The following is a 26,063-nucleotide window of genomic DNA, read 5'->3' as shown; positions in this document are numbered from 1 at the left end:
CCGGGCCATCGGAGCGCAGTCAAGGCCGCAAGCCGGCGGAGCCGGTCGCGCAAAGCGCGAGCCTTGACGGCGTTCCGTTGGTCCGGCAGCGGTCTCGCATGCGATCATGGCGGGCCTCCATGCCGAGCCTGCACAACTGGACGCTACGCTGCGAATGATGCCGCTCGGAACGTTGATTTTGAATGCTTTCTCGGTTCGAATGGCACCAGGCCGCCTAATACGGTGCCGCTGCAGTGCCATCCAAAACAATGTGCAGACAAACACTTACGATCCCCGACGGCACGGAGCGACACCGTCGCTTTTATCTAGCCGTCCTAATCGATCGTGGTCTGTGCCCGTCATCTTGATGACAAGCACGCGGCCCTCGGTCGGTAGTATCAGGTATTGTCGATAGCAGACGAGAGAGCGGATGTGGCAATATCGACGCGAATGACCCGGAGCAGCCCGACGGCAGCTTTTGCACGAGACGGACGGTCGCAACCTGGGAAGCCGACACTGGCGCTAACCATCCGGCAATAAGTTCAGGACACGTTGGAAGAATGGGCCGCTCACCGAATTAATTCATGAGGTCGACTGTCTTGTGGACATTGACATCGGAAACTGAAGCTTACGCGCAAATCCTGGGCGCAATTTTTGGCTATCTGGTCGGCTCGTTACCGTCCGAGGTGCTTCAGAAGAAGGCCGAAGCCGTTCAGGGTAATCGCAAGACTATTTTGGGCAACCTGCGGACGACCGAGCCGCTCATCCTAGATGTCGTAAAAGGTGCGATGGCTGTACTAGTCGCCTTTTGGCTGGCTCGTGCGTTCAATGACGGCTCAACGAGCGCGGACCTTAGTCAAGAATTTTCGGTATGGTTTGCGGCAGGCGTTGCCGCCTTTCTAGGTCACTTGTTTCCGATCTGGCGCGGTTTTCGAGGTGGCAATGGGTTTGGCATATACCTCGGCGTGCTAATCGGCTGGTGGTGGCCGGCGGCACTTGCGTTCTGTATCACATGGCTGATCGTTGCTCGTGCTACGCGGAATTCATCCCTGGCCTCGCTGCTCGCGGCAGTCGTCGCCGCGCTGGCGTTCTACTTGGGCACCCAACCCATGGGTACAACAAGTATGGTCTTCTGGGAACTATATCGTCAGCACGAAGTCATGACGTGGGCTACGGCCCTCATGGCGGTAGTCACTGCCTGGAAGCATCGTGACGACATTAAGAGGTTGCTGACCGGCACAGAGCCGAAAATCGGCACAGGAGATTGATAGTCGCAACGCGGGGGGCGAGGAACCTGGGACACTCGCCCTTTCGGTAATCCGTGCTCCATCTCAAAGCGACCGCTCCGAACGTGATGCGGGCCGTACCTGTGAGGTCGACAGCTGGCCCATCACGTCGATCCCAAGACTGGTCGAAAGGACCGCTATCGAAGGTATTCGGAACCACCAGTGAAATCGGGAAGACAGCCGCCATAAAGCGTAGCGCAAGATCGCAGTCCGTCGCAGGCGATCCGGCCGCATCGCTTGGGCGGTCATTGCGTCATAGCGCCACGGCGAGGCAATAGTGCCCATCTTCATCGGCCGTGGCGCGCCAACATCGTCGATGCGCAATCGCCATTGTCTACTGACGATACCAAGCCCGTCAGATCCCACGGAGACGCAAGATCGTCGCCACTCAGGCCTTCCCGCCGTGATGCGATCAGCAGTCGAAGAGATCAGCTGCACAACGCAGTCTGATGGATAGGTCTAAATCCCGGCCCCTAAACATCCGATACGTGCGGCACGGGTCCAGCGAGTTCGTGAAATTGCTAGCGAACCGAATACCCAGGTTGAGGGCACATTTCGACCAATCCCCGACGTTCACTCACAGCGAGCAGCGACGACCCCTTCTGACGGCCGCAGGAATAAGGCAGCAAGGAGGATCCGGCCCTTGAAATGTTCCCGCTGCGTTCCCATCGTTAGAGATCAGCAGTTAGAGGATGGGGCACGGAATGAGGCAGCTTGAGGTTGAGAACCAGCTCCGCGACGTGGTCAGCCGAATCATCGTTCAGGTTGAGTTGGCAACCTCCCAGGGTCGAACCGATATCAACTTGGCGCTGGAGGATGCGTTCATCCCCATCCTGAAGTCAGTTTACAACCTGCCGCACCTCACTAACCTGAATCGGAAGCAGAAGAACTTCCCCGGCATCGATCTCGGCGACGATCGTCGGTGACGACGATGAAGACGATATCCAAGTGGCGGGAGGAACGGCTGCATGAAACTCACGACGCTACCTGAACCGCTGCTCGAATTCGGTACCGGCACGCACGTTTGCCCCCGAACGGGAATCGAGCACTTGGGCGTCTACGACAAGCTAGATGAGTTGCGTCGAACCGAACTGCGGATCGGCGTGGTCGGACGCGGAGAAGGAATCGACCTCTTGGACGATTGGCTCGAGAGGTGCCGGGATGGAATTGACCGCAAGGAGGGGTCCAAGCTGCTGAACCTGTTTCGGGGCTTCGGCGGCATCAATCAGGACTACGGATTCCTGACGAGGATCATCAACTCTCCGCAATACACCCGCACCATCAAGAAGTCGGATATCTCGGCAGTAGTTAAGCTCGCGTCCCGGGCGGAGCGAGTGGAGAAGGCCGTTGAGCTCTACTACGAGCAGATTCGCTTCCTCGCCGAGAATAGATCGGTGGACGTGATCGTCTGCGTGATGCCGAACGAGATGTTCGACTCCATCACGACGACCGCGGAGAGCGACGACGATGATTCGGGGGAAAGCGAACTTGAGCACAACTTCAGACGCATTCTGAAGGCCAAGAGCATGCACCTTGGCACGCCACTACAGTTGGTACGCGAGAAGACCATCATCATCACCAAGCAGGCGGGAGATCAGCAGGACCCGGCGACGAAAGCGTGGAACTTCGTCACGGCGCTCTACTATAAAGGAAACAAGACGATCCCTTGGCGGCTCGTTGAGGACACGGCGAAACTACGGTCGTGCTACATCGGCATCGGCTTCTACAAGAGCCGCGACGGGGAGACAGTATCGTCGAGCCTGGCTCAGGTCTTCGACGAATTCGGGCACGGGATCATTCTGCGTGGCACGCCGGTGTCGATCGACAAGAAGAATCGTCGCCCTTACCTTAGCGAGGATCAGGCCTACGAGTTGCTGCGCGACGCGCTGGACGAGTATGACCGAGCACTTGAGCACATGCCGGCTCGGATCGTGATCCACAAGTCGAGCCAATACCGCGAGAGCGAGCGCAAGGGTTTTCTCAGAGCGCTCGACGAGAAGGGCATCCGAACGAAAGACTTCGTCGCGATAACGGACACGGACATCAGGCTGTTCGGTGATAAGGACTATCCGCCGAAGCGCGGCACGCTGATGACGATCTCCGAGACCGAGGGAGTCCTCTACACGCGAGGTACCGTCGATTTCTACAAGACGTATCCCGGCATGTACGTGCCAGCCCCGCTGAAGATCACCGTGTACGAACAGGATTCGTCTCTTGAGAGCCTTTGCGATGAGATACTTGGGCTGACCAAGATGAACTGGAATAACACCCAGATGGACGGTCGTCTGCCCATCACGCTTGAGTGTGCCCGGAAGATCGGAGACATCATGAAATACGTGGGCCCGACCGAGAAGCCGCAGGTCAGCTACAGCTTCTACATGTAGCGATTTCGCGGGCTTGGGCGATCGTTCTTACGATCACCCCCTGCGGGAGATCACAACATCGGATTGTTGCGCTTGATCAGTAGGAAATCAAAAACTCGTTGAAGCAGCGAAATGGCGGAGAGAGTGTCAGTCAATGCGACCTCCCGTGAGCACTCAACGTCTTGCTCGGCCTGCTGTCCTAGAGAAGTACCGCCAAATTGCCTGAAGAAAATAGGAACCAACCACACCGAAGAGGGTACAAGAGAAGGAATAAATGAGGTGGACAGCGATGGAACCCGATATTGGTGAACCTCTCAGGCGCCATGAGGTGACCCCTTTGAACGAGCCTGTGATCAGTCCAGAACCGCCTGATCTTCCCGAAGTCCCGACTAAGGTGCCTGAAAAGGAACCGGCATGAGCTACATGGTCGGCGAACTTGTTGGCCATCGGTATTGGGTTGTCTCTTGGCAAGGGAACCTGTTTGGGCCACATAGCTGGCGCCATTGGCACCCTGAAGAGCCAATGTCAGGCGGCAATATGAACCATAGCGGCCACGCCGGGGTGTATGCCCTCAAGACCAGGGACCTGGTCGAGCGCTTCATTGCGAACGTATCGGTGCGGAGAGAGCTTGCAAACACCTGGCGGTCCCGCCTCTTCTTCCACCAACCGACCAGCCAGGGCCAGTTGCTCTCGCTATCGGCTCAGTCTCGCTGTGGGGCACAATCTGGGAGCATGAGTCAGGCTTCCGCGCTCAGTTCGGGCGCGTGCGGACTATCGATGAGTGGCTCGTGGGCGAAGAGTTCGAACAGCGCCAAACAGAAGGTGTGCTACTCGAACGATTACGAAACAAGTACGGTTGTGCCTCTAGGCAAGACATGAGTTTCTGCTGAGCACTGAGCACGAGCTCAACCTCTCGACCGGCAGTGTCGACGGGCTCGTTTTGATCTTTTGACGCGATGAACTACTTTTTGAAAGCCTCAGGCCCGTGTGGGATGAAGCAGTACGATCAGAACTGATTAGCTTGCCGACAAGCCTTATCGTTCCGTGCAAAGGGGGGCTAGAGGTTCGGCGCGAAGTCCGAAAAGCTGCGACCAGATCAGTATCATTTACCGCTCGAAGACGTGAGGTCGCGCAGGGCATCCTGGACGCGGCTCAGGAGAGAGCCGAGGCTGTGATCCGATCGCGGAGCGTGCCGGATCAAGGTTCTCATCGCAATCGCGGCTGCTTGCCTGCCCATTTGCCTCGGGTGGAACGGATCATCGAGCCTGCGAGCACGCTTTGTCCGTGCGGTTGCGGCGCCATGACGAAGATCGGCGAGGATGTCACCAAACGCCTCGACGTGATCCCGGCGCAATGGCGAGTGCTTGGTCACGCCGGCGCTTCGTCAAATTGGCCCGCAACAGCAAGTCGCCGAGGCCGCGGTTCGGCACATCGCACAGCTTTACGCCATCGACGCCATGGTACGCGCTTCATCGCCGGACATCCGGCTGGCCGCGCGCAAGGAGCACTCGCTGCCATCGTCGCCGCGTTAAAGCCGTGGTTCGAGAAACAACTGTCGATGATCTCAAGTGGTTCGACGCTCGCCGAGCGGTACGCATCCGACGGGCGCCGTCTTGCGTGACGCGTGGTAATTCGCGAAGCGTGCGACCTTAAGTCTAGCTTTAAGGTCATCAGGCGATGCGGGTCGAGGTTTTGGGCGGGCTGGAGCGGCGGCGGCGCTGGTCGCAGGATGACAAGGCGCGGATTGTCGAGGAGACGTTGGCGCCAGGCGCGAAGGTGACAGAGGTTGCGCGTCGCAACGGAGTAGCGGCCGGCCTGTCTGTTCACGAAGCGGCTGGAGCGCGGCCGCTTTTTGTGGCCGTCGCTGGCGGACGGCGTTGTGACGATCAGCGTTGCGCAACTATCCTATCTCCTGTCCGGAATTGACTGGCGGATGCCGCAGGCGACCTGGCGTCCACAGGCTTCCGGTTAAGCTGTGGCTCTTTGACTCACGGCAGGAATCCAGCGGGATTTTTTGCCGCGAATATGGTTGATTCGCCCTCGTGACGACGCCCACCGATGCGCTTCCCGCCGACCTTGCCGCTGCGCATGCGATGATCATTGCGCCACGCGCAAAATCCACGGCCGCCGCGACGCCCCCTACCGAATAACCTGCCGGTCGAACGTATCATCGAACCCATGCCTTGCGCGTGTGGCAAGTGCGGCAGTGAAGGGCTGCACAAGCTCGGCGAGATGTACGCATACGACGAGGACCGCGTGATGGACGCATGCGCGCGGGTACGGCGAGCTCTATGATGGCGTTTGCGTGAAGGTCAGGCGGCCTGCTGATCGGCGGGCTTGTCGGCTTGGCGCAGGAGCTTCCATTCCCAGGGCAGCAATTCGTGCAGACGCGATGCGGGAAGATCGGCGATACGGGCGAGGACGTCGGCGAGCCAGGCTTTCGGATCGACGTCGTTGAGACGACAGGTCGTGATCATCGTCAGCATGATGGCGGCACGGTCGGCACCACGCTGGCTGCCGGCGAAGGTCCAGTTGCGCCTTCCCAAGGCGATGCCTCTCAATGCGCGCTCAGCACAATTGTTGGTCAAGCAGATCCTGCCATCGTCGAGGAAGCGGGCGAAGTCGTCCCAGCGCCTGAGCATGTAATTCATAGGCTTCAGGACCTCGGAGGAGCGAGAGAGGGTTTCGCGCTCACGCAGCAACCAGGCGTGCATGTCCCCGAGGAGCGGCTTGCTCTTTTCCTGGCGCACGGCGCGCCGCTCTTCGGCGCCGCAGCCGTTAATGGCGCGCTCGATCTCGAACAACACATCCAGGCGCCTGACCGCCTCCAGCGCGATCGGAGAGACCGGTTTACCTCTCTTGCCTTCCCGGGCATTCTTCTCGATGTCAGCCAGCTCGAAGAAGCCCCGCCGCGCATGGGCGAAGCAAAACGCCGGCGTAATCGGCAGCACCTTCTTCTGCGGGTCGAACAGCGGCTCGAAGCCGTTGTAGCAATCGGCTTGCAGGATGCCGGCGAAGGCGGCCAGATGCTTCTGCGGATGCTCGCCTCGTCGGTCGCTCGAGGCGTAATAGACCGCCGCCGGCGGCGCAGGCCCGGCAAAGGGCCGGTCATCCCGCACATAAGTCCAGATCCGCCCGGTCGTGCACTTGCCCTTCGCCAGGATACGGATGGTGGTGTCATCGCCATGAAGGCGCTCAGCAGCGAGCACATGGCGTTCGATCAAGTGGAAGAGTGGCATGACGGCGAAGGTCCCGTGGCCGACCTGGTCGGCCAGCGTCGACAGCGGCAAATCGATCCTCTCGGCCTTAAAGCGCGCACTCTGGCGGTTGAGCGGGATATGCATGCCGAACTTGTCGAACAGGATCGTCGCCAGCAATTGTGGGCCGATGAAGCCGCGCGGCGTGGCATGGAACGGCGCAGGCGGCTGGCTGATCTTCTCGCAATCGCGGCAGGTGAACTTCTCGCGCACTGTCTCGATGACCTTGAAGCGACGCGGGATCTCCTCCAGCGTCTTGGTCACATCCTCGCCGACCTTCGCCAGCCGCGATCCGCCGCAGCAGGCGCAGCTCGTCGGAGCGTCAATGACGACGCGCTCGTGTTCGATGTCGTCCGGCCAAGGCTTGCGCACCGGCCGCTTGCGCGTGAAGGGGCGGACGTTCTGCGTCTTCGCCGCTGCGGCCTGCGCCGCAAGCTCATCCTCGCTCGCCGTGGCGACGAGGTCTTCGAGCTCCAGTTCCAACTGCTCGAGCAGCCGCGCCGTGCGCTCGGAGCGCTGCCCGTACAGTTCGCGTTTGAGCTTCTCGATCCGCAGCTCGAGATGCGCGACCAGCGCCTCGTTGTTCGACAGCTCCGCCTGCGCGCTGGCAGCCATCGCCTCAGCTCGCAGCCGCGCCTCACGCTCGGCCTGCAGCGCCGCCAGGGCACTGACAAGGTCCGATGGAAGATCGTCCGGCTTTGATATCACGAAGCCATTGAATCAGATCAAGCAGCAGATTCAAACCTGCAAAACGACTAACCGACCCGCGTCGGACGCTGGGTTTCTTGAGGGTTGCGCCAATCGATCCCGGACAACAGATAGCTCAATTGCGCCGGAGAGATCGTTACCGATTCACCGGCAACCGATGGCCAGATGAACCTTCCTCTCTCGAGTCTTTTGGTAAACAAGCATGCTCCCTGGCCATCGTGCCAGATCATCTTCACAAGATCGCTGCGGCGACCGCGGAAGACGAACAGATGACCGCTGAGCGGGTCTTTGCGCAACACCTCCTGCACTTGGAGTGCCAACGACGGAAAGCCTCTGCGCATATCCGTGTAGCCTGTCGCGAGCCACACTCGCGCGCCTGTCGGAACCGGGATCATCGGCGCACCAGGGCATCGAGAACTCGCCGCAGCGCGTCTCCATCAACGTCACCGTCGACCCGGATGCGGTGTCCGCTACCGAGATCAATCTCGATGATGCCCTGGCTCCTCCGTCGACGCGCCGGCGCCGTCGTCAATGGCGCTTCGGCCACATCCCGCGGCGGCACAGACGGCCCAATCTCGACCGGCACCAACGGCGCTACACTCGTTTCACCGTGCTTGCAAAGCTCTTTGCGCCACCTGAACAGCTGGCTCACATGAAGGCCGGCCATGCGAGCCACCTCGGAAACAGTGGCTCCGGGCTCGAACGATGCTGCAACTAGCCGTTCCTTCTCATCCTGTGACCACCGACGCCGCCGCTCGACCGATGTGATCACCTCTGCCCGCGAAATCGTCATAGCGCTTCTCCTAGGATTACCCCTAGGACCTGCAGCGCTCGCGTCCGTCAAACAAGGCGGCCCTCAATGGAGGGATACGGCGAGATGGTATCGAAGATTCTGGAATGCGACACGAACCCGGTCGAGAACGCCATCCGGCCAGTCTGCCTGACCAGAAAAAATGCGCTCTTCGCCGGTCATGAAGTCGGCGCGGAAAACTGGGCGCTGCTCGCGTCGATCGTCGCCACCTGCAAGCTCAACGACGTCAACCCGGCCGCCTACATCGCCGAAACACTCGAGACGATCATCGACGGCCATCCCCATAGCAGCATCGAAGACCTCATGCCGTGGCGATTCCGCAAGACGTCAAGCTTGCACCGACGGGGTCGCGGCTAAGCGCTTACCGTTGATCAAGGGCGCAACATCTATGTCTGCCCAGGTGGCGCGGAGCTGGCCAGCACAGGCAATATCGATCAAGGTCATATCGCTTACTACAGGGCCAGCAAGAACGATCGCTCCTGTGCTCACTAAAGCCGAAGTGCACGACCGCAACCGTGCGCAAAATTACCCGCGACCTTGACGAAGATGTGCGTGATCGCGTCCGCGCTTTGGCCAATACAGAAGCCTTCGAACAGTCGCGCCGGGAGCGCAAGAAGGTTGAGATGCGATTTGCGCACATGAAACGCGTTCTCAGGCTCGACCGGTTCCGGCTGCGGGGCTTGAGCGGCGTCAGAGACGAAGTCCTGCCCACGGCAACCGCACAAAACCTTAGGAGGCTAGCCAAGCTTCTCTGTCGTGTCCCACCTCCCCGGACAGCGATTCGCCCGGCGTAGGCATCCCCTCGGGCACAACTACCTATACAATACCCCAACAAAAGCAGACCCAACCAACAAACCGCGCAAGAAGTCACAGCGAAGGCTGGCAATCGAGATCAGTCGAGTTTTACAACAGTATCCGGCGGAGATGGGAAGCAATCGCGCACACCAAACACGCTCGATTCGTCCGACGACAAATCGCATTGCTATGACCGAGGCCGCAATGTCGTTGGCCACGTTTTTCCGCCTCTCCCATGGTCAGGGGCGTACCGAACTTCGCGCCACCGTATTGATATTGGCACGTTCCGCGCCTCTGGCCTTGGATGTCAGCTTTGTCTCCAATCGCCGAGTGAGCTGCTCGTTCGGAAGTTCCGAGCCGGGCCAAGAACGACCGACTCGACGACGGTGAATAAGGCATAATACTGCCCCCACCAGATCCAGGAGGTGATCAGTCTCCCAGGTAAGGTACGCTAGTGAACGCGCATCTACACTCGCGCTGCTACCGCTGCTACAATGCCAGCTGCTACAATGCCAAATGATACTAGGCAACCAAGGGAATGATCGCTATGGCCGAACCTATCATCAAACTGGGCTCGAAACCGGGAACGCACTGGCGCCCGCCTGGTACATGCTTGTCGCTAGCGCGGCCGGATTCTGTGCCATGCTGATGATGCCCGAGACGGCACCGCCGAGAATTCAGAGCGCTGCGCATAAGCGAAGCCCGTCGTAGCGCTGGACAACGTGATCACGGGTCCCTTCCGCTCATATGGCGCTCCCCGTCAAGTCTTTGGGGAAGAAAGTAGGTCGGCCCGAGAGATGGGAATTGTCTTGATGAAGCATTCGATTTTTGCAGGAGGGGCCGGTGTTGGGGCCGCGCCTTCTTGTTGGGGTCGGGTAGGCTCTCGAGCTTTTCGCTTTTTCCTGCTGGATGGTCATCGGCATTGGAACAAGCGATGGGCAATCCGCGTGATGATCGCTGCAACACGGCGGGTTTCTTGCTGCGCAGCGCAAGAGGCCCCCTTGCTAGCCAGAATAGGCTGCCTGTGCCCGACCAGTATCGAATCGATAGCTATGTTAATGAGATAGGCTTCAGACGCCCAGACAGTTCCGACCCGCTCGCCTACGGGACGCAGACTGCAACAAATCAGCGCTCGTCTGTTCTGCCAGCAAGACAAGCCCGAGCAAATCATTCCCTTCCAGAGCCAATGAAACAAGGCGGCACCACCACTCTACGTCATCGGGAGTGCATGAATTCTCCCAGACAGGCAAGCATGCGAGTTGCGCTGCCGTGGATGTCCGGCAATTCACCCTGGCAGAGGCAATAGCTACCGCCCGTTTCTGATCGGTCGGCAACAATACCGAGCCTGTCGGAGCAGAGAATGACGCGGTCCGCGCCACCAATTGTAGCCAACCAGCGCGATCAAGTCACCGCGGTCGACGATCAGCGCCCCCTGCTTTAGCACCAATTCAGCGAAGCTCAATTGATCGTGAGCGTCATCACTTGGCCAAGTGGGCATCAACAGCCCCGGCGTGTTCCAACTCAGCGGTGTTCTTGACGTGGACAGCATTCGCACCGGCGCGGTGATCGGACGCAATCGCGACATAGAGCGCCGGTAGCACGAAGAGCGTGAACAACGTTCCGATGGACATGCCCGCGACGAGCACGAGCCCAATCGAGAAGCGGCTCGCGGCGCCAGCGCCCGTTGCGGTCAACAAGGGTAAGAGACCAGTGACCATCGCCGCCGTGGTCATCAAGATCGGACGAAGTCGAACGCGCGCCGCCATCTCGATAGCCGAGCGGCGGTCGAGCCTCTCCTTGAGCTGCAGCTCATTGGCGAACTCAACCATTAAGATACCGTGCTTGGAAATCAGCCCGACCAGTGTCAACAGCCCGACCTGAGTGTAGATGTTCATCGTCGACAAGCCAAAGAATAGCGGGATCAAGGCCCCGACGACCGCCATCGGAACGCTGATCATGACGATGAGGGGATCGCGCAGGCTTTCGAACTGTGCCGCAAGCACCAGAAAAATGATGATGAGTGCAAACGCAAAGGTGATGGCGAGTTGATTACCCTCGCGCACATATTGGCGAGCGTCGGCAAGGAAGTCGTGGCTAAAGCCTGCGGGCAGCATCTTTGCCTCCTCGTCCAGGTAGTCCACAGCCTGACCGATCGTGACACCAGGCATCGGTACAGCCTGGAAGGTCGCGGAGTTGAGCTGGTTGTAGTGGGTGAGCGTGTTCGGATCGGTCGCAGTCTCGATGGAAACCACGGTCGACAGCGGCAGCATCGAGCCTCTCGCAGTCTTCACATAATAGCTTCCAAGTGATTCCGGCGTCAGGCGGTTTTCGCGCGCCAGTTGCGGGATCACCTGGTAGGAGCGCCCCTGCAGGTTGAAGCGGTTCACGTAGTTGCCGCCGAGCAGGGTCGCAAGCGCGCCACCGACGTTCTCCATGGTGATGCCAAGATCGCTTGCCTTGGATCGATCAACCTTGATTTGCACCACGGGCTGATTGAACTCAAGGTCAGAGTCGCTGACCGCGAACAGACCGCTCTTGCGAGCGGCATCCTTCAGCTTCGACATCTGCTCATAAACGGACTGGAAACCTAGGGTCGAACTGATCACCATTTGCACCGGCAGGCCGCCCGATCCGCCCGGAAGAGGCGGCAAACCAAAGGCAAATGCGTTGATGCCTTCGATTTTGGACAGCTCGGCCTGAACGGACCACTTGAGCGCGATCGTTGATCTCTTACGCTCGTCCCAAGGCTTTAGCAACATGCCGGCCATGCCGCCCTGCGGCCCGCTGCTGCCGTTGAGCACGAAGCGCAAATCGGTCTCGGGAAACTTCTGGAACGCTTTGTCGAGCTTGGCGCCGTAATAATCGAGGTAATCGATATTGGCGTATTTCGGCGCTTTAGTCAGCGCGAATATGATGCCCTGATCCTCCTCGGGTGCAAGTTCCTTGGACGTATGCATGTAGAGAAAGCCCGCAAGGCCCAGCATGGTCAGCGCAAACAGCCCGGTAATCGGACCATAGTCGAGCGAGCGGTCGAGGTTGCGACCGTACCAGCGGGTCGTGGCGCCGAACGCGCGGTTCACACCCCTTGCAAACCGCCCCTCCTCAGAGTTCTTCAGGAAGACCGAACACATCATCGGCGAAAGCGTCAACGCAATTGCGCCCGACACGATGACCGAGCCCGCCAGCGTGAACGCAAATTCGCGGAACAGCGCGCCAGTGAGGCCGCCGATAAAGCCGATTGGCGCGTACACGGCGGCCAGCGTGATCGTCATGGAGACGACGGGACCGACGATCTCGCGCGCCCCCTGGGTCGCGGCCAGCGCGGGCGGCGCGCCTTGTTCCAGATGGCGATGAATATTCTCCACGACGACGATTGCATCGTCGACCACGAGACCAATCGCAAGCACCATCGCGAGAAGGGTCAGAAGATTGAATGAAAACCCCAGCGCCAGCATCATGCTGCAGACGCCAACAAGCGACAGCGGAATGGTAACGACGGGAATGATGACCGACCGAAACGAGGCCAGGAACAGGAAGATCACGACCACCACGATCAAGACGGCCTCGACCAGCGTCTTCTCCACCTCATCGATCGATGATTGAATGAACTTCGTGGAGTCGTAGGCCACTTTCATCTTCAGCGAAGGCGGCAAGTTGCGCTCCATGTCTGGAAATAGCGTCCGTACGCCTCGTACGATGTTCAGTGGATTGCCTTGAGGGCTCGCCTGCACGCCGATGAAGACCGCGTGCTCGCCGTTCATGGAGACACTGGCGTCTGCGGTCTGCGCGGCAAGCTCGACCGTCGCAATGTCCTCCATGCGCACAAATCCGCCGTCATTGGCCTTGACGATCATGCGCTTGAAGTCATCGACACCGCGCAGATCAGTGTTGGCCGTGATGTCGGAGATGGTGAGATAGCCCTTGACCTGACCGGCCGCGGCCTGGAAGTTGTTGGCGGCAATTGCAGCCGAAACGTCCGCCGGCGACACGCCATGCCCCGTCATTTTCACAGGATCGAGCCATAGCCGCATCGCAAAACTCTGGCCGCCCAGGATGTCCGCCGCTGCGACCCCCTCTACAGTCGACATAACCGGCTGCACCACGCGTGAAAGATAGTCGGAGATCGCGCTGGCCGTCAATTCCTCGCTGGAGAAAGCGATATACATGACAGCGGTGGTCTGACCGGCTGACTTGGTGACGACCGGATCGTTTGATTCCTTCGGAATTTGAGACTTGACCGAGTTGACCTTGGAGAGCACTTCGGTAAGCGCCTCGTTGGGATCAAAATTGAGCTTGATGTAGACCTGGATCGTCGAGCTACCGAGCACCGATGAGGACGTGATGTAGTCGACGCCCTCGGCGGACGCCACTGCCTGCTCCAGGGGGGCCGTGATGAACCCCTGGATCATGTCGGCGGAGGCACCCGGGTAGGAGGTTGTGATATTGACGACCGTGTTTGACAGCTTCGGATACTGCCGGATCGGCAGAACGGCGGCCGCGCGAAGGCCGATCAACAGGATCAGCAGACTGATGACGACTGATAACACGGGACGTTTGATGAAAAGATCGGCAAATGCCATCGAGGCTCTCGCATTCAGGAGGGTGACGCAAATTCGCTGGCACTGGCAAGTCGCGCTCCAGTTACGGTCATCAGCGCGGCTGACAGTGGCAAAGACCCCAGAAGGAAGCGGAATCGGCTGCTCTAACGGCTAGTTCCTAGGCAGAAGATCCGATCCTCCACTTCTCCATCGCCATTCCTTGGATGAATCTTTGCCCTTTTGATCGCTGATCGCTGATCGCGAGTAAGGACACACCTCTTCAGGATAAAGACCCATGTCATTTTGTGCGCAATCGGCCCGAGGTCCGACTCGGAATACGGAAGCGGGCTCACGCATTTCCATTCCGCTTCATCCTCACGCCTCAATGGCACGCAACGCCTTGCAGCAAGCGGATCAGTCGGCACTAACGGCTTCCGCGCCGCTGTCGAATGATCCAGCGGCGACGTCGAAAGTACAAACAACTCGACGAGTGACTCAACTCTACAAAGGCAAGCGCGCGATATAGAATGGGTTGCCAAACCTATACCAAGGTTTGTCGGCGCCTTACGCCGGCATGAGCCGCGCGAGACTTGCGACGTGCCCCCGGGGCCAAGATGGACCGGCGCACAAATGCATTCTAGAGATGCCCATGTTGGTCGCCGTGACGTCGGGCGGTTCCGGGTCGATGCGAACCTCGTCAATCTCCGGCGAATATGGGGTCGCCCGCTTGCAGGCGATAACGCTCGGGCACGATGCGACCGGATGGAAGACGGCAAAGGCGGGCAACACGCACAGCGTCGGTCCTGCTTCGAGGCCAACCTGGATCGGTTTCCAGAAATTCGCGCCAAGTGCTGCCGGCTTCCGTACAGCATTGCGTTGGGCTTGATGCCGATATAGGAACGCCACGTTGCAGCGTCACGATTGCGGCCACCATGATCCGTCACATCGTCTTCTTCACAGCCAACGATCAAGCCGGCATCGACCAGATCGTCGAAGGTCTGTCAGTTCTCACCGCAATCCCGTATGCACGCCGGCTCGAGATTGCGCGCAACCGCAAGAGCGATCAACTCGGCAATGAAGTCGACGTCGTGGTGTACGGTGAGTTCGACAGCGAGATGGATCTCGCTGCGTACAAAACGCACGGTTTGTATCAAGAAGCGATCCGGTGCGTCCGGCCACTTCGGGAACTGCGGTTTGCCGCTGACTACGAACTGTCAGCAGATGTCTATTTCGCTGAACCGTCAGGGTTGAGCCAAGTTGTTCGACGCCCCCGACGAGCTAGTCGCAGCTAAGCATGATGATGATCAGCCTCGAGGCTTTGTACGTGTCGGACGGAAATTGCGCTTGTTCGCGCCGGGACAACGATCAGAGCCGGCTTTACGGCCTGCCGATCATCGGTAACCGATAGCCCTATGCACGTCCGCGAGTTGCAGTGGATCGAGCCTGTCAAGGCGCTGCGATGCCTTGCGCAGCACCCGCAGCTTACCTTTCTCGATAGCGCGGCAGGGCATGAACTTCTCGGGCGGTACTCATATTTGACCTGCGAACCGTTTGGCACCTATTTGGTCGCCGATGGACAGGCAAGCTGGAATGCAGAGGCCGTTGCGGGCGATCCATGGGTGGTCCTGCGAAGCCTTCTCGCCAGATACCGAGCAGCACATCGCCCCGATCTCCCGCCGTTCCAGGGCGGCGCCGCCAGCTTCCTTGCTTACGACATGAACCGGACACTGGAGCGACTGCCGGCCCCGTCACTTCCCGGCCTCCGCTTACCTCAATCAATTCTACATTTCTATGACGTGGTGGTCAGTTTCGATCAGCGCGACCAGAAGTGCTGGATCGTCTCTACAGGATGGCCGGAGCAGGAGCCCGCTCGACGAAACGAGCGTGCGCGTCGTCGCGCTGATGAGTTTGCAGCACTGCTTGCCAGGCCAGGGTTACCTCGACTCACAATCCCTAGCAGGGCGGGACCGTGGCATTCGAACTTTAGCCGCGAAGGCTTCATGCCGGCGGTCCAACGCGTCATCGAGTTGATTCTGGCCGGGCATATATTTCAGGCGAACATCGCGCAATGTTTCAGTGCCAGGGTGTCGCCGCTATTCGATCCACTGACCTTCTATTGCCAGCTCCGCTCATCGAACCCGGCCCCGTTTGGAGCGCTCTTGCGCTACGGAAAGCTAACGATCGCATCGAGCTCTCCGGAACGATTTCTGAAACTTGACGGACAGCAGGTCGAAACACGCCCCATCAAGGGGACAATCGCGCGTTCCGCCGACGGCGAGGAAGATCGGCGCCGCGCCAAAGTGCTTCTTGCGTCCGAAAAGGATCGCGCCGAGAACGTCATGATTGTCGACCTGCTGCGCAACGATCTGTCACGCGTCTGTACAGACAATTCGGTCGATGTCATGGCACTGTGCAACCTGGAATCCTATGCCTCAGTGCATCACCTCGTCTCAATCGTCAGCGGCACTCTTGCTGCGGGCCAAGACGCGGTTAGCCTGCTTCGCGCCTGCTTTCCGGGCGGCTCCGTGACTGGTGTTCCAAAGGTGCGATCGATGGAAATCATTGCGGACCTCGAGAAAGTGGCGCGAGAGGTCTATTGCGGGGCGATCGGCTTCGTTGGATTCAGTGGACAGATTGACACGAACATTGCGATTCGTACTGTGACGATCGACGGCGACCTGGCTATGTTTCATGCAGGGGGCGGAATAACGGCGATGTCAACTCCTGAAGCCGAATATGAGGAGACGCTTGCCAAGGCACAGCGCCTCTTTGATGCTTTTGATTCCGAGATACCCGGTGCATTTTGATTTTCATCATCGATAATTACGATTCCTTCGTATTCAATATTGCACGTTATCTTCGCATGCTGGGTGCAGAGACAGAAGTCGTCCGAAATGACGCGATCAGCATCACCGATCTCGTTGCGCTCAAGCCGCGCGCAATCGTCATTTCTCTCGGCCCCCGCACGCCAATGGAAGCCGGCATTTCCACTGCCGTCGTCCGCGAGCTTTCGGGTCGCGTCCCCATTCTTGGCATCTGTCTTGGACACCAGTGTATTGGCAGCGTTTTCGGGGGGCGCGTGGCGCCGTGCCCGTTGTCCCACGCACGGGCGAGCCTCACCAATAACGCATGCCGGTCGGGGATTGTTCAAGCAGCTTCCGTCTCCACTTCCTGCCGGACGCTACCACTCTCTGGCGGTCGAACTCGATGAGTCCGACGCTCCGCATCTCATGGTGACAGCTCGTTCAAGTGAAGGCGAGATCATGGCTCAAGCACACCGGCATCAACCAACCTATGGCGTGCAGTTTCACCCTGAGTCAGTACTAAGGTCACATGTTGCTTATGAATTTTTTGCAACTGGCAGCGAGTTTCCGAGCGTGACATCGGAAGTCACGCGCGCGGTAGCTTGGCCCGAGTTAGAGCATGGCACACTGCGCACTTGATCTGGCTTGCCTAACGTTGTGCGGTAAGCACCGACCAGTCGAAGATGTAATGAGAAAGCGCGAAAGAGCTCAATTGGTACGATGCGTACGCAACTTTTTCTTTTCGTTCGGTCTAAATTGAATTACTTGGGGTGCACAATGCGTGGACCTCTTCGCATTGCCTCCATTCGATAACAGGCGGACTATCCTCCAGCCTGGTCTCAAAAATGCTTATTCGAGATCCGCCAAGAAGTTGGCGGTGCCTTGCGGTAGCCTTCACTACCGCCGCCCTAGGGGGCTTTCCTCCCTTGACTTGGCCGCCGGTCCTATGGATCGGCGGCTTCCTTCGGTGTTGATTGAGGAATCAAAGTCAATCTGCACGCGATCGGCGCAGGCGCGCGACAGGCCGCGACGCTCGTGCCGGGGCTTGAGAGAACTTTATGCAACACAGAGGTGTGCAATTCAGCATTCGGGAAGCTCTGCCAGGCGAATGGCGCTACAGTTTTAAGATCGATGGCAGGACGGTCCCAGCGGCAAGACCCAAACGAGATTGCAACTTCTTGCGATCCGTCGGGTCAAGGATGGAATTGATCGTGAACTAAATCGAAGCGTGGGCAGTGCGAGTTGATATTGGAGTGGGCACCTTTCCCAAGTGCCCCGTTCGGGGGGATGCAAAGCCGCTCAACAGAGCTCCATGTCGGACTTCCGCGCGCGCATCAGGCGATAGGTTCCCGGAAGCCGCTCAACGGTAGCTTCACCGAGAAGCTGGATGGTCCCACGAGGGTATCACCACGAACGTACGCATACGACGAGGACCGCGTGATGGACGCATGCGCGCGGGTACGGCGAGCTCTATGATGGCGTTGCGTGAAGGTCAGGCGGCCTGCTGATCGGCGGGCTTGTCGGCTTGGCGCAGGAGCTTCCATTCCCAGGGCAGCAATTCGTGCAGACGCGATGCGGGAAGATCGGCGATACGGGCGAGGACGTCGGCGAGCCAGGCTTTCGGATCGACGTCGTTGAGACGACAGGTCGTGATCATCGTCAGCATGATGGCGGCACGGTCGGCACCACGCTGGCTGCCGGCGAAGGTCCAGTTGCGCCTTCCCAAGGCGATGCCTCTCAATGCGCGCTCAGCACAATTGTTGGTCAAGCAGATCCTGCCATCGTCGAGGAAGCGGGCGAAGTCGTCCCAGCGCCTGAGCATGTAATTCATAGGCTTCAGGACCTCGGAGGAGCGAGAGAGGGTTTCGCGCTCACGCAGCAACCAGGCGTGCATGTCCCCGAGGAGCGGCTTGCTCTTTTCCTGGCGCACGGCGCGCCGCTCTTCGGCGCCGCAGCCGTTAATGGCGCGCTCGATCTCGAACAACACATCCAGGCGCCTGACCGCCTCCAGCGCGATCGAAGAGACCGGTTTACCTCTCTTGCCTTCCCGGGCATTCTTCTCGATGTCAGCCAGCTCGAAGAAGCCCCGCCGCGCATGGGCGAAGCAAAACGCCGGCGTAATCGGCAGCACCTTCTTCTGCGGGTCGAACAGTGGCTCGAAGCCGTTGTAGCAATCGGCTTGCAGGATGCCGGCGAAGGCGGCCAGATGCTTCTGCGGATGCTCGCCTCGTCGGTCGCTCGAGGCGTAATAGACCGCCGCCGGCGGCGCAGGCCCGGCAAAGGGCCGGTTATCCCGCACATAAGTCCAGATCCGCCCGGTCGTGCACTTGCCCTTCGCCAGGATACGGATGGTGGTGTCATCGCCATGAAGGCGCTCAGCAGCGAGCACATGGCGTTCGATCAAGTGGAAGAGTGGCATGACGGCGAAGGTCCCGTGGCCGACCTGGTCGGCCAGCGTCGACAGCGGCAAATCGATCCTCTCGGCCTTAAAGCGCGCACTCTGGCGGTTGAGCGGGATATGCATGCCGAACTTGTCGAACAGGATCGTCGCCAGCAATTGTGGGCCGATGAAGCCGCGCGGCGTGGCATGGAACGGCGCAGGCGGCTGGCTGATCTTCTCGCAATCGCGGCAGGTGAACTTCTCGCGCACTGTTTCGATGACCTTGAAGCGACGCGGGATCTCCTCCAGCGTCTTGGTCACATCCTCGCCGACCTTCGCCAGCCGCGATCCGCCGCAGCAGGCGCAGCTCGTCGGAGCGTCAATGACGACGCGCTCGTGTTCGATGTCGTCCGGCCAAGGCTTGCGCACCGGCCGCTTGCGCGTGAAGGGGCGGACGTTCTGCGTCTTCGCCGCTGCGGCCTGCGCCGCAAGCTCATCCTCGCTCGCCGTGGCGACGAGGTCTTCGAGCTCCAGTTCCAACTGCTCGAGCAGCCGCGCCGTGCGCTCGGAGCGCTGCCCGTACAGTTCGCGTTTCAGCTTCTCGATGCGCAACTCGAGATGAGCGATCAGCGCCTCGGTATCCGACAGTTTCGCCTGCGCATTCGCGGCTTGCGCCTGCCAGTTGGCGGCCTTCGCCTCGGCTTTCTGTCGCGCCTCACGCTCGGCCTGCAGCGCCGCCAGGGCACTGACAAGGTCCGATGGAAGATCATCCGGCTTCGATATCATGGAGCCATTGAATCAGATCGAGCCGCAGATTCAAACCGTAAAACGACTATCCGACCCGCGTCGGACGCTGGGTTTCTTGAGGGTTGCGCCAATCGATCCCGGACAACAGATAGCTCAACTGCGCCGGAGAGATCGTTACCGATTCACCAGCAACCGATGGCCAGATGAACCTGCCTCTCTCGAGTCTTTTGGTGAACAAGCGTAAGCGCTCCTTTCTACGCACCTATGCAGTTGAGCGCGGGGATGGGATGAGGTGTCCACCATGAGCGAGGTGGACACGATCGATGATCACTCCAGAAGAACCTTTGAGACTTGAGACGGTCGGCGTGTTGCGCAATGGCCGGCGTCGCTATGATCCGGCCAGCAAACAGCGGCTGGTCGAGGCCTGTCTGCAGTCTGGCGTGTCGCTGGCGGGGCTTGCGCTGCAACACGGCGTGAACGCGAACCTGCTGCGCAAGTGGGTGGCCAAGCGACAACTTCAGAACGGGGATGGCCAGCCGGAGGCGCGGGCGCCGATTGCGCCAGCCTTTATTCCGGTTCGCGCGCCGTCGCCGTCGCCAACTCGATCTGCTGGCGCGATTGCGGTTTGCGCGACGGAGCGATCCTGTGCAGGGCGGCTGACGGCATCGATGCCCAACGGCGTGACGCTTTCGCTGGAAGGCGGCGACGCGCAGTTGCTGTCGGCGGTGATTGAAGCGCTGGGGCGTTGCGATGTTCCGACTGGCGTCTGATCTTCGGGTCTACCTTCACCGCGAACCGATTGACTTCCGGGCGGGCATCAACAGCCTGGCGATCGTGGTCGAGCAGTCGATGGGGCTGGATCCGTTCCAGCGCGCGGTGTTCGCGTTCTGCAATCGTCGCCGCGACCGGATCAAGCTGCTGATTTATGATCGGTCAGGATTTTGGATGCTGCTGAAGCGGCTGGAGGCCGACAGATTCCACTGGCCCCGAAGTCAGGAGGCGGTGCTGACGCTGACGACGGAGGAGCTGCACTGGCTGCTTGACGGCATCAACATCGCGGCGGTGCGTCGTCATCCGGTGCGGCAATATCAGAGCGTGGGCTGAGCGTGTTCGATGCGGGCGGCGTCATCGGGCTTCGGCATGGCCGTTCTCAGATGACGCGGCCGAAGACATGACGAAGACATGGGAGCCCGGTTGACGCGGCGGCATGACTTCGATTCAAGACTCCGATGAGTCGCAAGCCCACGACGCACGAACTGGAAGCCTTGATCGCGGCGCACGCGGCCGAGATCGCGGCGCTGAAGGCCGAAAACGAGAAACTCGCACAACGCGTGCTGCATCTAGAGGAGCAGTTGCGCCTGGAGCGCCTGCACCGGTATGCGCCGAAGAGCGAAAAGCTCAAGGAGCGCATCTTCAACGAAGCCGAGCAGGCCGCCGCTGAAAGCCGGGACGACGACGATGTCGAGGCGGTCGCCGTGCCGGACACGGGATTGCCGGAGGCTCCAAAGCCGGCGCCGAAGGCACGCGGCCGCAAGCCGCTGCCTGACGATCTGCCGCGCCAACGCGTCGAACACGATCTGGGTGAGGATCAAAAGGACTGTCCGTGCTGCCATAATCGGATGCATCGGATGGGCGAGACCGTCACCGAGCAGTTGCACGTCGAGGTCAAGGCGTCGGTGCTGCAACATGTGCGGTTCAAATATGCCTGCCGTCACTGCGAGCGCACCGCGCTGAACACCCCGATTGTGACCGCGCCGATGCCGGCGCAGCCGCTGCCGGGTAGCGTCGCCACGCCATCGACGCTGGCGCTGGTGCTCGCCAACAAATACGTCGACGGCACGCCGCTGTACCGTGTGGCGGACGCGCTGGGGCGCGCCGACGTCAGCATCAGCCGCGGGACGCTGGGCAACTGGGTGATCCGGGCGAGCGAGTTGCATCTGCATCGGGTCTATGACGCGCTACAGCAAAAGCTCATGTCGCAGCCCCTGGTCCACGGCGACGAAACCTGGGTCCAGGTTCTTAAAGAGGACGGCCGTGATGCGCAGGCCAAATCCTTCATGTGGGCCTATCGCAGCGGCCAGGACTGCGCGCAGCCGGTCGTGCTGTTCGATTACCAGCCCGGTCGCGGCCAGCAACATCCTCAGGCCTTCCTGGCCGGCTATCGCGGCTTGTTGATGAGCGACGGCTATGACGCCTGGCGCACGCTGACAGGCGCGACCCATCTCGGCTGTATGGCGCATGCGCGCAGGAAATTTACCGATGCGCTCAAGGCCAGGACAAAGCCTGGCGGTCCGCCATTGCAGGCGCTCAAGTTCTTCGAGGCGTTGTACGAGGTCGAGAGGGTGGCGCGCCAGACGCCGCCCGACGGCGAAACGCGCGCCGCATACACCTTGCGGCTGCGCCAGCAGCATAGCCTGCCGGTATTGGCCGCCTTCCGGACCTGGCTCGACGACCAGGCGCCGAAGGTGCTACCCGAAAGCTTGACCGGCAAGGCGATCGCCTATGCACGCAACCAATGGGATTATCTGACCCGTTACACCAGTGACGGTCTCGCCCCGATCGATAACAATGTTCTGGAGCGCGACATCAGGCCGTTTTGCACCGGACGAAAAAGTTGGCTGTTCAGCGACACCGTTGCCGGCGCCAAGGCAAGCGCCGTGATCTACAGTTTGGTGCTGACATGCCGGGCATGCGGCGTCGATCCCTATGCATGGCTACGTCACGCGCTCACCGAATTGCCCCAACGCGCGCCAGACGCCGATATCGAAGATCTGTTGCCGTTCAATTGCACCGCTCAAAAAAACCTGCCAGCTGACAACGACAGCGGCTGACCGTCAAACGCTCAGGATCAATCAAGCCGTTCCGATGATCCCGCTGGGCCCCGGCGCCACGCGACGCCGCGGCCAGCCGCGCGCGCAGCCTGTGCAGTAAAATGCGCGCTTACGAACAAGCAGGCGCCCTGGCCATCGTGCCAAATGACCTTCAATAGATCACCGCGTTTGCCCCGGAAGCAGAAAAGACCGCCGCCCATGGCGTCGCGCTTGAGCACTTCCTGCACGCGCAGAGCCAGGCTCGGAAAGCCGCACCGCATGTCGGTATGGCCCGTCGCCAGCCACACCCGCACGCCCGTCGGGATCGGGATCATCGGCGCGCCAGGCCCCGAGCAATTCGAACGACCGCCTCGATATCCGCACCGGGGCCGAAGACCACGCGCAGCCCCTGAGGGCTCACGATTTCGATCTGACCTGTCTCGACAGCTTCCGTCGTTGGCGGCGTACTTGCCGCAACTATCGCAGGGACGAATGTCGGGCCGATCGAATCCTCTTCGGCCGGATCATGACAGGTCCAAGCCTTGCGCCAGCTCAGCAGAAGCTGACGTGATATCCCATACCGGCGAGCCGTCGCCGACACCAGTCGTGGCCCCGAGAAGCTCTCCTCTACGATTCTGAGCTTCTCCGCACGCGTCCAGCGTCGCCGCCGACCGGTCTCCACCAAATCCATGCGGCTCAGCACCGCACTGTCCTTATGTACGTCCATAAGGACAGTCAGCTACAGATCGGAAAAACTCGCAAGACGGCCGCCCTCGGACGGATACCCACGAACGGCACTCTGCTGCGATACACTCCAACTATCGAGTAGCCCGCTTTGGCCCCTGCTCCGCCTCGGCAAACGCATAGGTTGGGCAGTCGCTCGAGGCTATGCTCAACAACGACCTACAGAACGCAGGCGTGAGCTTGCCGCGGTGGATCACGACGTTCTCATGACCCGTCGCGGCTCGGGCGTTCTGCCAGAGTCGATTGTAGCCGCGCTGTTCGTTGGACTTCACGTGGCAAGCGGCGAAGTCGCTGTCGTCCAGCGTTGCCAACTGCCACGCATATACCGGCCGCTTCGTATGGATGTGCACCCACATTGGACTTGGCATCGTATCATTGCGAAGCGCATTGGGCTGCAGTTTGATCTCAAACAGCGTCCCTGGCTCGCCCTTCAACGCGCGTGGCGGATCCGGATGCGCCAGCTCCCCGGCCGCCCGCAAGTGTTCAAGGTAACTCTGCGACGGAAAGGCGTAGGTCTTCATGCAATCGATCCTGGTCGTGGCCTTTCGTTCCTTCAAAGCCTTGGCAAGCCCCTGCACATCGGACAACATTACGTTGAGCCGGACTGTTTTACTGTGCACGTCGCGCACTTGCGCGGGCGTGAATACACCGCGTCGACGGGGCTGCTCCAGCGAGGCTAGACAGGCTTCAATCTCCGCGGCTTGCGTCTGCAGGCGCTCGACGACAGTGTCCACGACGTGGTCGGCGTCCTCGGGTTTCATGTGGCGCGCTTGCGAGGCGGCCCTTTGCTGACCGGCCAGATCGAACTGCAGAAGTTCGTCCAATCGCTCGAGCAGACGCGCCAATGCCTCCTTCGACGGTGGGGCCTGCCATATCGCCAAGTGCCCCGTCGCTAACGATGACGCTCTCGCATGTGCCTCCTCCGCAGTCGCAAGTTTCTTCGTGCCCAGATCCGAGAGCACGATAACCCTGGCTGTCGGCGGGGTGCCGGCGTCGGGCCCTGCGACCAAAGGCTCCGGCAGCCCGGCCGCCGAGCTCCCCGCGCCAGGAGCCGGCGTGCGCTTGCCCTTCCCCTTCCTGCGCGCTGCATTACCTTCGGTGACTGCAGCCCTGCGGGTCGTATTGACCGGCGTCCCAGCCCCATGTTCGGCCTGTGGTCCAATGATGGCCGGCATCTTCGGTTGCACCACCACGAGACGCATGACGTCGTCCGCCGTGACCCACGCGCCCTCCACGATCTGGTTCAAGAGGTCCATTGGGAGGTCGGCACCCGTTCCGACGCCGCTCAACTCGACAATGATGTCATGCAACGTCCCACCAAATTCCGACAGCCGCTCCATGACCCCTTCCAGAACGGCGCAGTGCTCCGCATCGAGCGCCCGTCCTTGGCTGTTTAGCACAGCGTCGACTGTCGAGACGAATGCCGGAAAAACATCCTCGATGAAGGTTGCGAGCAAACGCGCGCGCCCGTCCTCACCCATGAGGATCTGCTTGACGGCTGGTTCGAACGTGCTCGCCCGCGGCTCAATCAGCACCTGCGCGAGGGCGATCTTCGATTGCAGATACATGCACTGCGTATACAGTGCCCAGCCCGTGTGCAATCGTAGCGTGGCCTCTTCGGCCTGCCGCATCTCGGCTGCTGTACCTGGCAAGTTCGCTGTGGCCACGCAGACCGACCGCATTCGTTCCGAGCGCAATGCCTTCTTCCCCCACCACTCCGTGCAGGCCAAATGGTGCTTCGCTACACTTGAAGCCGCGCGGCTCAGCTGGTCGGGCGGAGCGTTGGATTGGCGCATCCGGCCAAGCACGGTTGCCGCATTCTTCCTGTTCTGCTCCAAGGCGTAGATTGTCGGCGTGGCCAGTGTGTTGCATTGGTCAGCCGCATCGAGCACCTCGTCGCGGACCCGGCGGGCCTGATCGTCAGACAGCATGCTCCGCGCCAGATGCGCGGGCAAGCTTGCGTAGTAGTCCAGGACTGTTGAGCCGGCCTTGACGAGCTGATCGATCAAGTTTTGCGCCTCAGACGAGTTCCGACATTGCATAGCCGCATTGCGGCAAGCATCAAGTTCCTTAAGCAGGCTATCCATTCGCTCTGCTGCATTGACATCGTCGCCACTCGAGGAAATGGGGACTGCGCCACCCGAAGTTCGCGGTTGGCCGGCGAGCGGCGCCGTTCTATCTTGAGGCCCGGGGCGCATACGCTCGACGACGGAGTCGAACGATTGGCCACCTTCCCCTGGGGCGAGATCGTACTGCGAGCGCGAACCGCTCGATCTCCACGTGCTGTCCGCTCCTGTAGGCCCAACGGGCGATTTGTCTGGTCGGCCAATGCCGGTCATATTCCATCTCCGATCAGTGAGAATGTGCAGCCTACTAGATGGGCCGCCTGGCTGACGAAAAGCGTTCTCTCGGATTCACAAGGAAATCCAAATCGACAGGTGCGGGATAGTCAGCCGCATCATGACCGCGGCCGCCATAACGATATGCTTGCAGCCCGCGCCGGCATCCGCCGTGACGGCAATCCTTAAGAACCGGCAGCTATGCAGGCGCCTTTATCTGCGGAAGGCCACAACATTCTCCGCCGCGGGTACACGGAAACCTCTCGCGCTGCGATCGCTATTCACCGCTGACGCACCTCTGACCATTCAACAGAGATGGTAACTTTCGATAGGATAAACTTCCGCCCACGCGCATCGAGTGTGGAACTTTGGAAAGCTGTTGCCTGCCATCAAAGCCGGCGGGACGATCAAAGCCATCATCGATGATATGAAGCGGCTCGAGGCCAGACAAGCGAAGTCGAGGGAGAACCTCCCGAACGCGGCAGAGCCGCCGCCTCTCCTA

The 26,063-nt window shown here is 60.2% G+C and carries 18 protein-coding genes and 5 pseudogenes; 14 read left to right on the top strand and 9 right to left on the bottom strand.

The window, feature by feature from the left end:
- Positions 1–563 precede the first annotated feature (563 nt).
- From HAP48_RS24885 to tnpB (HAP48_RS50850), 6 genes and pseudogenes are all read left to right on the top strand, one after another.
- Positions 564–1,247, top strand: a complete 684-nt coding sequence (locus HAP48_RS24885; RefSeq protein ID WP_166208670.1) for a glycerol-3-phosphate acyltransferase — start codon at positions 564–566, stop codon at positions 1,245–1,247.
- 722 nt (positions 1,248–1,969) lie between these two features.
- On the top strand, positions 1,970–2,191 hold the full coding sequence (locus HAP48_RS24880) for an SMEK domain-containing protein (RefSeq protein WP_224496575.1): 222 nt from the start codon (positions 1,970–1,972) through the stop codon (positions 2,189–2,191).
- 42 nt (positions 2,192–2,233) lie between these two features.
- Positions 2,234–3,649: an argonaute/piwi family protein gene (locus tag HAP48_RS24875; RefSeq protein WP_166209403.1), complete on the top strand. Its 1,416-nt coding sequence runs from the start codon at positions 2,234–2,236 to the stop codon at positions 3,647–3,649.
- Positions 3,650–4,853: 1,204 nt separating this feature from the next.
- Positions 4,854–4,994, top strand: a pseudogene (locus HAP48_RS50860) (IS66 family transposase zinc-finger binding domain-containing protein); the annotation flags it as partial.
- 311 nt (positions 4,995–5,305) lie between these two features.
- Positions 5,306–5,428 (top strand): annotated as a pseudogene (locus HAP48_RS50855) (transposase); the annotation flags it as partial.
- A gap of 19 nt (positions 5,429–5,447) precedes the next feature.
- On the top strand, positions 5,448–5,600 hold the full coding sequence (gene tnpB, locus HAP48_RS50850) for an IS66 family insertion sequence element accessory protein TnpB (protein ID WP_175619847.1): 153 nt from the start codon (positions 5,448–5,450) through the stop codon (positions 5,598–5,600).
- Between the two features lie 340 nt (positions 5,601–5,940).
- Here tnpB (HAP48_RS50850) and tnpC (HAP48_RS24865) read toward each other — a convergent pair whose 3' ends face one another.
- From tnpC (HAP48_RS24865) to tnpA (HAP48_RS50120), 3 genes are read right to left on the bottom strand one after another with little or no spacing between them, the layout of a single operon-like run.
- Positions 5,941–7,593 (bottom strand): IS66 family transposase, encoded by a 1,653-nt coding sequence (gene tnpC, locus HAP48_RS24865; RefSeq protein WP_166207527.1) that lies wholly within the window; start codon positions 7,591–7,593, stop codon positions 5,941–5,943.
- Positions 7,594–7,640: 47 nt separating this feature from the next.
- Entirely contained in the window at positions 7,641–7,988 is a 348-nt protein-coding gene (tnpB, locus tag HAP48_RS24860) for an IS66 family insertion sequence element accessory protein TnpB (RefSeq protein WP_165124204.1), read from the bottom strand.
- Positions 7,985–8,386, bottom strand: a complete 402-nt coding sequence (tnpA, locus tag HAP48_RS50120; protein ID WP_166205105.1) for an IS66-like element accessory protein TnpA — start codon at positions 8,384–8,386, stop codon at positions 7,985–7,987. Before tnpA (HAP48_RS50120) ends, tnpB (HAP48_RS24860) begins: the two co-directional genes overlap by 4 nt.
- 99 nt (positions 8,387–8,485) lie before the next feature.
- Between tnpA (HAP48_RS50120) and HAP48_RS24850 the strand changes: the two are divergent.
- Together HAP48_RS24850 and HAP48_RS24845 are read left to right on the top strand one after the other, a co-directional pair.
- Positions 8,486–8,761, top strand: a pseudogene (locus tag HAP48_RS24850) (transposase domain-containing protein); the annotation flags it as partial.
- 12 nt (positions 8,762–8,773) lie between these two features.
- Positions 8,774–9,198 (top strand): annotated as a pseudogene (locus HAP48_RS24845) (transposase); the annotation flags it as partial.
- A 1,479-nt stretch (positions 9,199–10,677) separates the two neighbouring features.
- Here HAP48_RS24845 and HAP48_RS24840 read toward each other — a convergent pair.
- Positions 10,678–13,779, bottom strand: a complete 3,102-nt coding sequence (locus tag HAP48_RS24840) for an efflux RND transporter permease subunit (protein WP_029083943.1) — start codon at positions 13,777–13,779, stop codon at positions 10,678–10,680.
- Positions 13,780–14,669: 890 nt separating this feature from the next.
- On the opposite strand from HAP48_RS24840, the gene HAP48_RS24835 reads away from it, so the two are divergent.
- The 3 genes and pseudogenes from HAP48_RS24835 (at position 14,670) to HAP48_RS24825 (ending at position 17,118) form a co-directional block, all read left to right on the top strand.
- Positions 14,670–15,029, top strand: coding sequence for a Dabb family protein (locus HAP48_RS24835; protein WP_029083942.1), 360 nt, complete (start codon positions 14,670–14,672; stop codon positions 15,027–15,029).
- 120 nt (positions 15,030–15,149) lie between these two features.
- Complete coding sequence (locus HAP48_RS24830) at positions 15,150–16,544, top strand: anthranilate synthase component I family protein (protein ID WP_029083941.1); 1,395 nt, start codon at positions 15,150–15,152, stop codon at positions 16,542–16,544.
- Positions 16,541–17,118 (top strand): annotated as a pseudogene (locus HAP48_RS24825) (anthranilate synthase component II). Before HAP48_RS24830 ends, HAP48_RS24825 begins: the two are co-directional and overlap by 4 nt.
- 915 nt (positions 17,119–18,033) lie before the next feature.
- Here the strand turns inward: HAP48_RS24825 and tnpC (HAP48_RS24815) are convergent.
- Together tnpC (HAP48_RS24815) and tnpB (HAP48_RS24810) are read right to left on the bottom strand one after the other, a co-directional pair.
- On the bottom strand, positions 18,034–19,707 hold the full coding sequence (gene tnpC / locus HAP48_RS24815; RefSeq protein WP_166209409.1) for an IS66 family transposase: 1,674 nt from the start codon (positions 19,705–19,707) through the stop codon (positions 18,034–18,036).
- A gap of 46 nt (positions 19,708–19,753) precedes the next feature.
- Positions 19,754–19,930: an IS66 family insertion sequence element accessory protein TnpB gene (gene tnpB, locus HAP48_RS24810; RefSeq protein WP_166209411.1), complete on the bottom strand. Its 177-nt coding sequence runs from the start codon at positions 19,928–19,930 to the stop codon at positions 19,754–19,756.
- 61 nt (positions 19,931–19,991) lie between these two features.
- Between tnpB (HAP48_RS24810) and tnpA (HAP48_RS24805) the strand changes: the two genes are divergently transcribed.
- The 3 genes from tnpA (HAP48_RS24805) to tnpC (HAP48_RS24795) all read left to right on the top strand — a co-directional run bounded on the left by tnpA (HAP48_RS24805) (position 19,992) and on the right by tnpC (HAP48_RS24795) (position 22,499).
- On the top strand, positions 19,992–20,438 hold the full coding sequence (tnpA, locus tag HAP48_RS24805; RefSeq protein WP_166205731.1) for an IS66-like element accessory protein TnpA: 447 nt from the start codon (positions 19,992–19,994) through the stop codon (positions 20,436–20,438).
- Positions 20,419–20,772, top strand: coding sequence for an IS66 family insertion sequence element accessory protein TnpB (tnpB, locus tag HAP48_RS24800; protein ID WP_166205730.1), 354 nt, complete (start codon positions 20,419–20,421; stop codon positions 20,770–20,772). The genes tnpA (HAP48_RS24805) and tnpB (HAP48_RS24800) overlap by 20 nt, the downstream gene beginning before the upstream one ends.
- A 125-nt stretch (positions 20,773–20,897) precedes the next feature.
- Positions 20,898–22,499, top strand: a complete 1,602-nt coding sequence (gene tnpC / locus HAP48_RS24795; RefSeq protein ID WP_166205729.1) for an IS66 family transposase — start codon at positions 20,898–20,900, stop codon at positions 22,497–22,499.
- 17 nt (positions 22,500–22,516) lie between these two features.
- On the opposite strand, the gene tnpB (HAP48_RS24790) is transcribed toward tnpC (HAP48_RS24795), so the two are convergent.
- The 3 genes from tnpB (HAP48_RS24790) to HAP48_RS24780 all read right to left on the bottom strand — a co-directional run bounded on the left by tnpB (HAP48_RS24790) (position 22,517) and on the right by HAP48_RS24780 (position 25,561).
- Positions 22,517–22,813 (bottom strand): IS66 family insertion sequence element accessory protein TnpB, encoded by a 297-nt coding sequence (tnpB, locus tag HAP48_RS24790; RefSeq protein ID WP_166209414.1) that lies wholly within the window; start codon positions 22,811–22,813, stop codon positions 22,517–22,519.
- Positions 22,810–23,205 carry an IS66-like element accessory protein TnpA gene (gene tnpA, locus HAP48_RS24785; protein ID WP_166204038.1) on the bottom strand — a complete coding sequence of 132 codons (396 nt, stop codon included), beginning with the start codon at positions 23,203–23,205 and terminating at the stop codon, positions 22,810–22,812. The genes tnpB (HAP48_RS24790) and tnpA (HAP48_RS24785) overlap by 4 nt, the downstream gene beginning before the upstream one ends.
- A gap of 91 nt (positions 23,206–23,296) precedes the next feature.
- The gene (locus HAP48_RS24780) at positions 23,297–25,561 is read right to left on the bottom strand and encodes a hypothetical protein (protein WP_029083940.1); all 2,265 of its coding nucleotides are present in this window, start codon (positions 25,559–25,561) and stop codon (positions 23,297–23,299) included.
- Between the last annotated feature and the right edge of the window lie 502 nt (positions 25,562–26,063).

Source organism: Bradyrhizobium septentrionale (genome assembly GCF_011516645.4).
In the GTDB taxonomy this organism is placed as follows: domain Bacteria; phylum Pseudomonadota; class Alphaproteobacteria; order Rhizobiales; family Xanthobacteraceae; genus Bradyrhizobium; species Bradyrhizobium septentrionale.
This window is presented reverse-complemented; position numbering and strand designations above follow the sequence as displayed.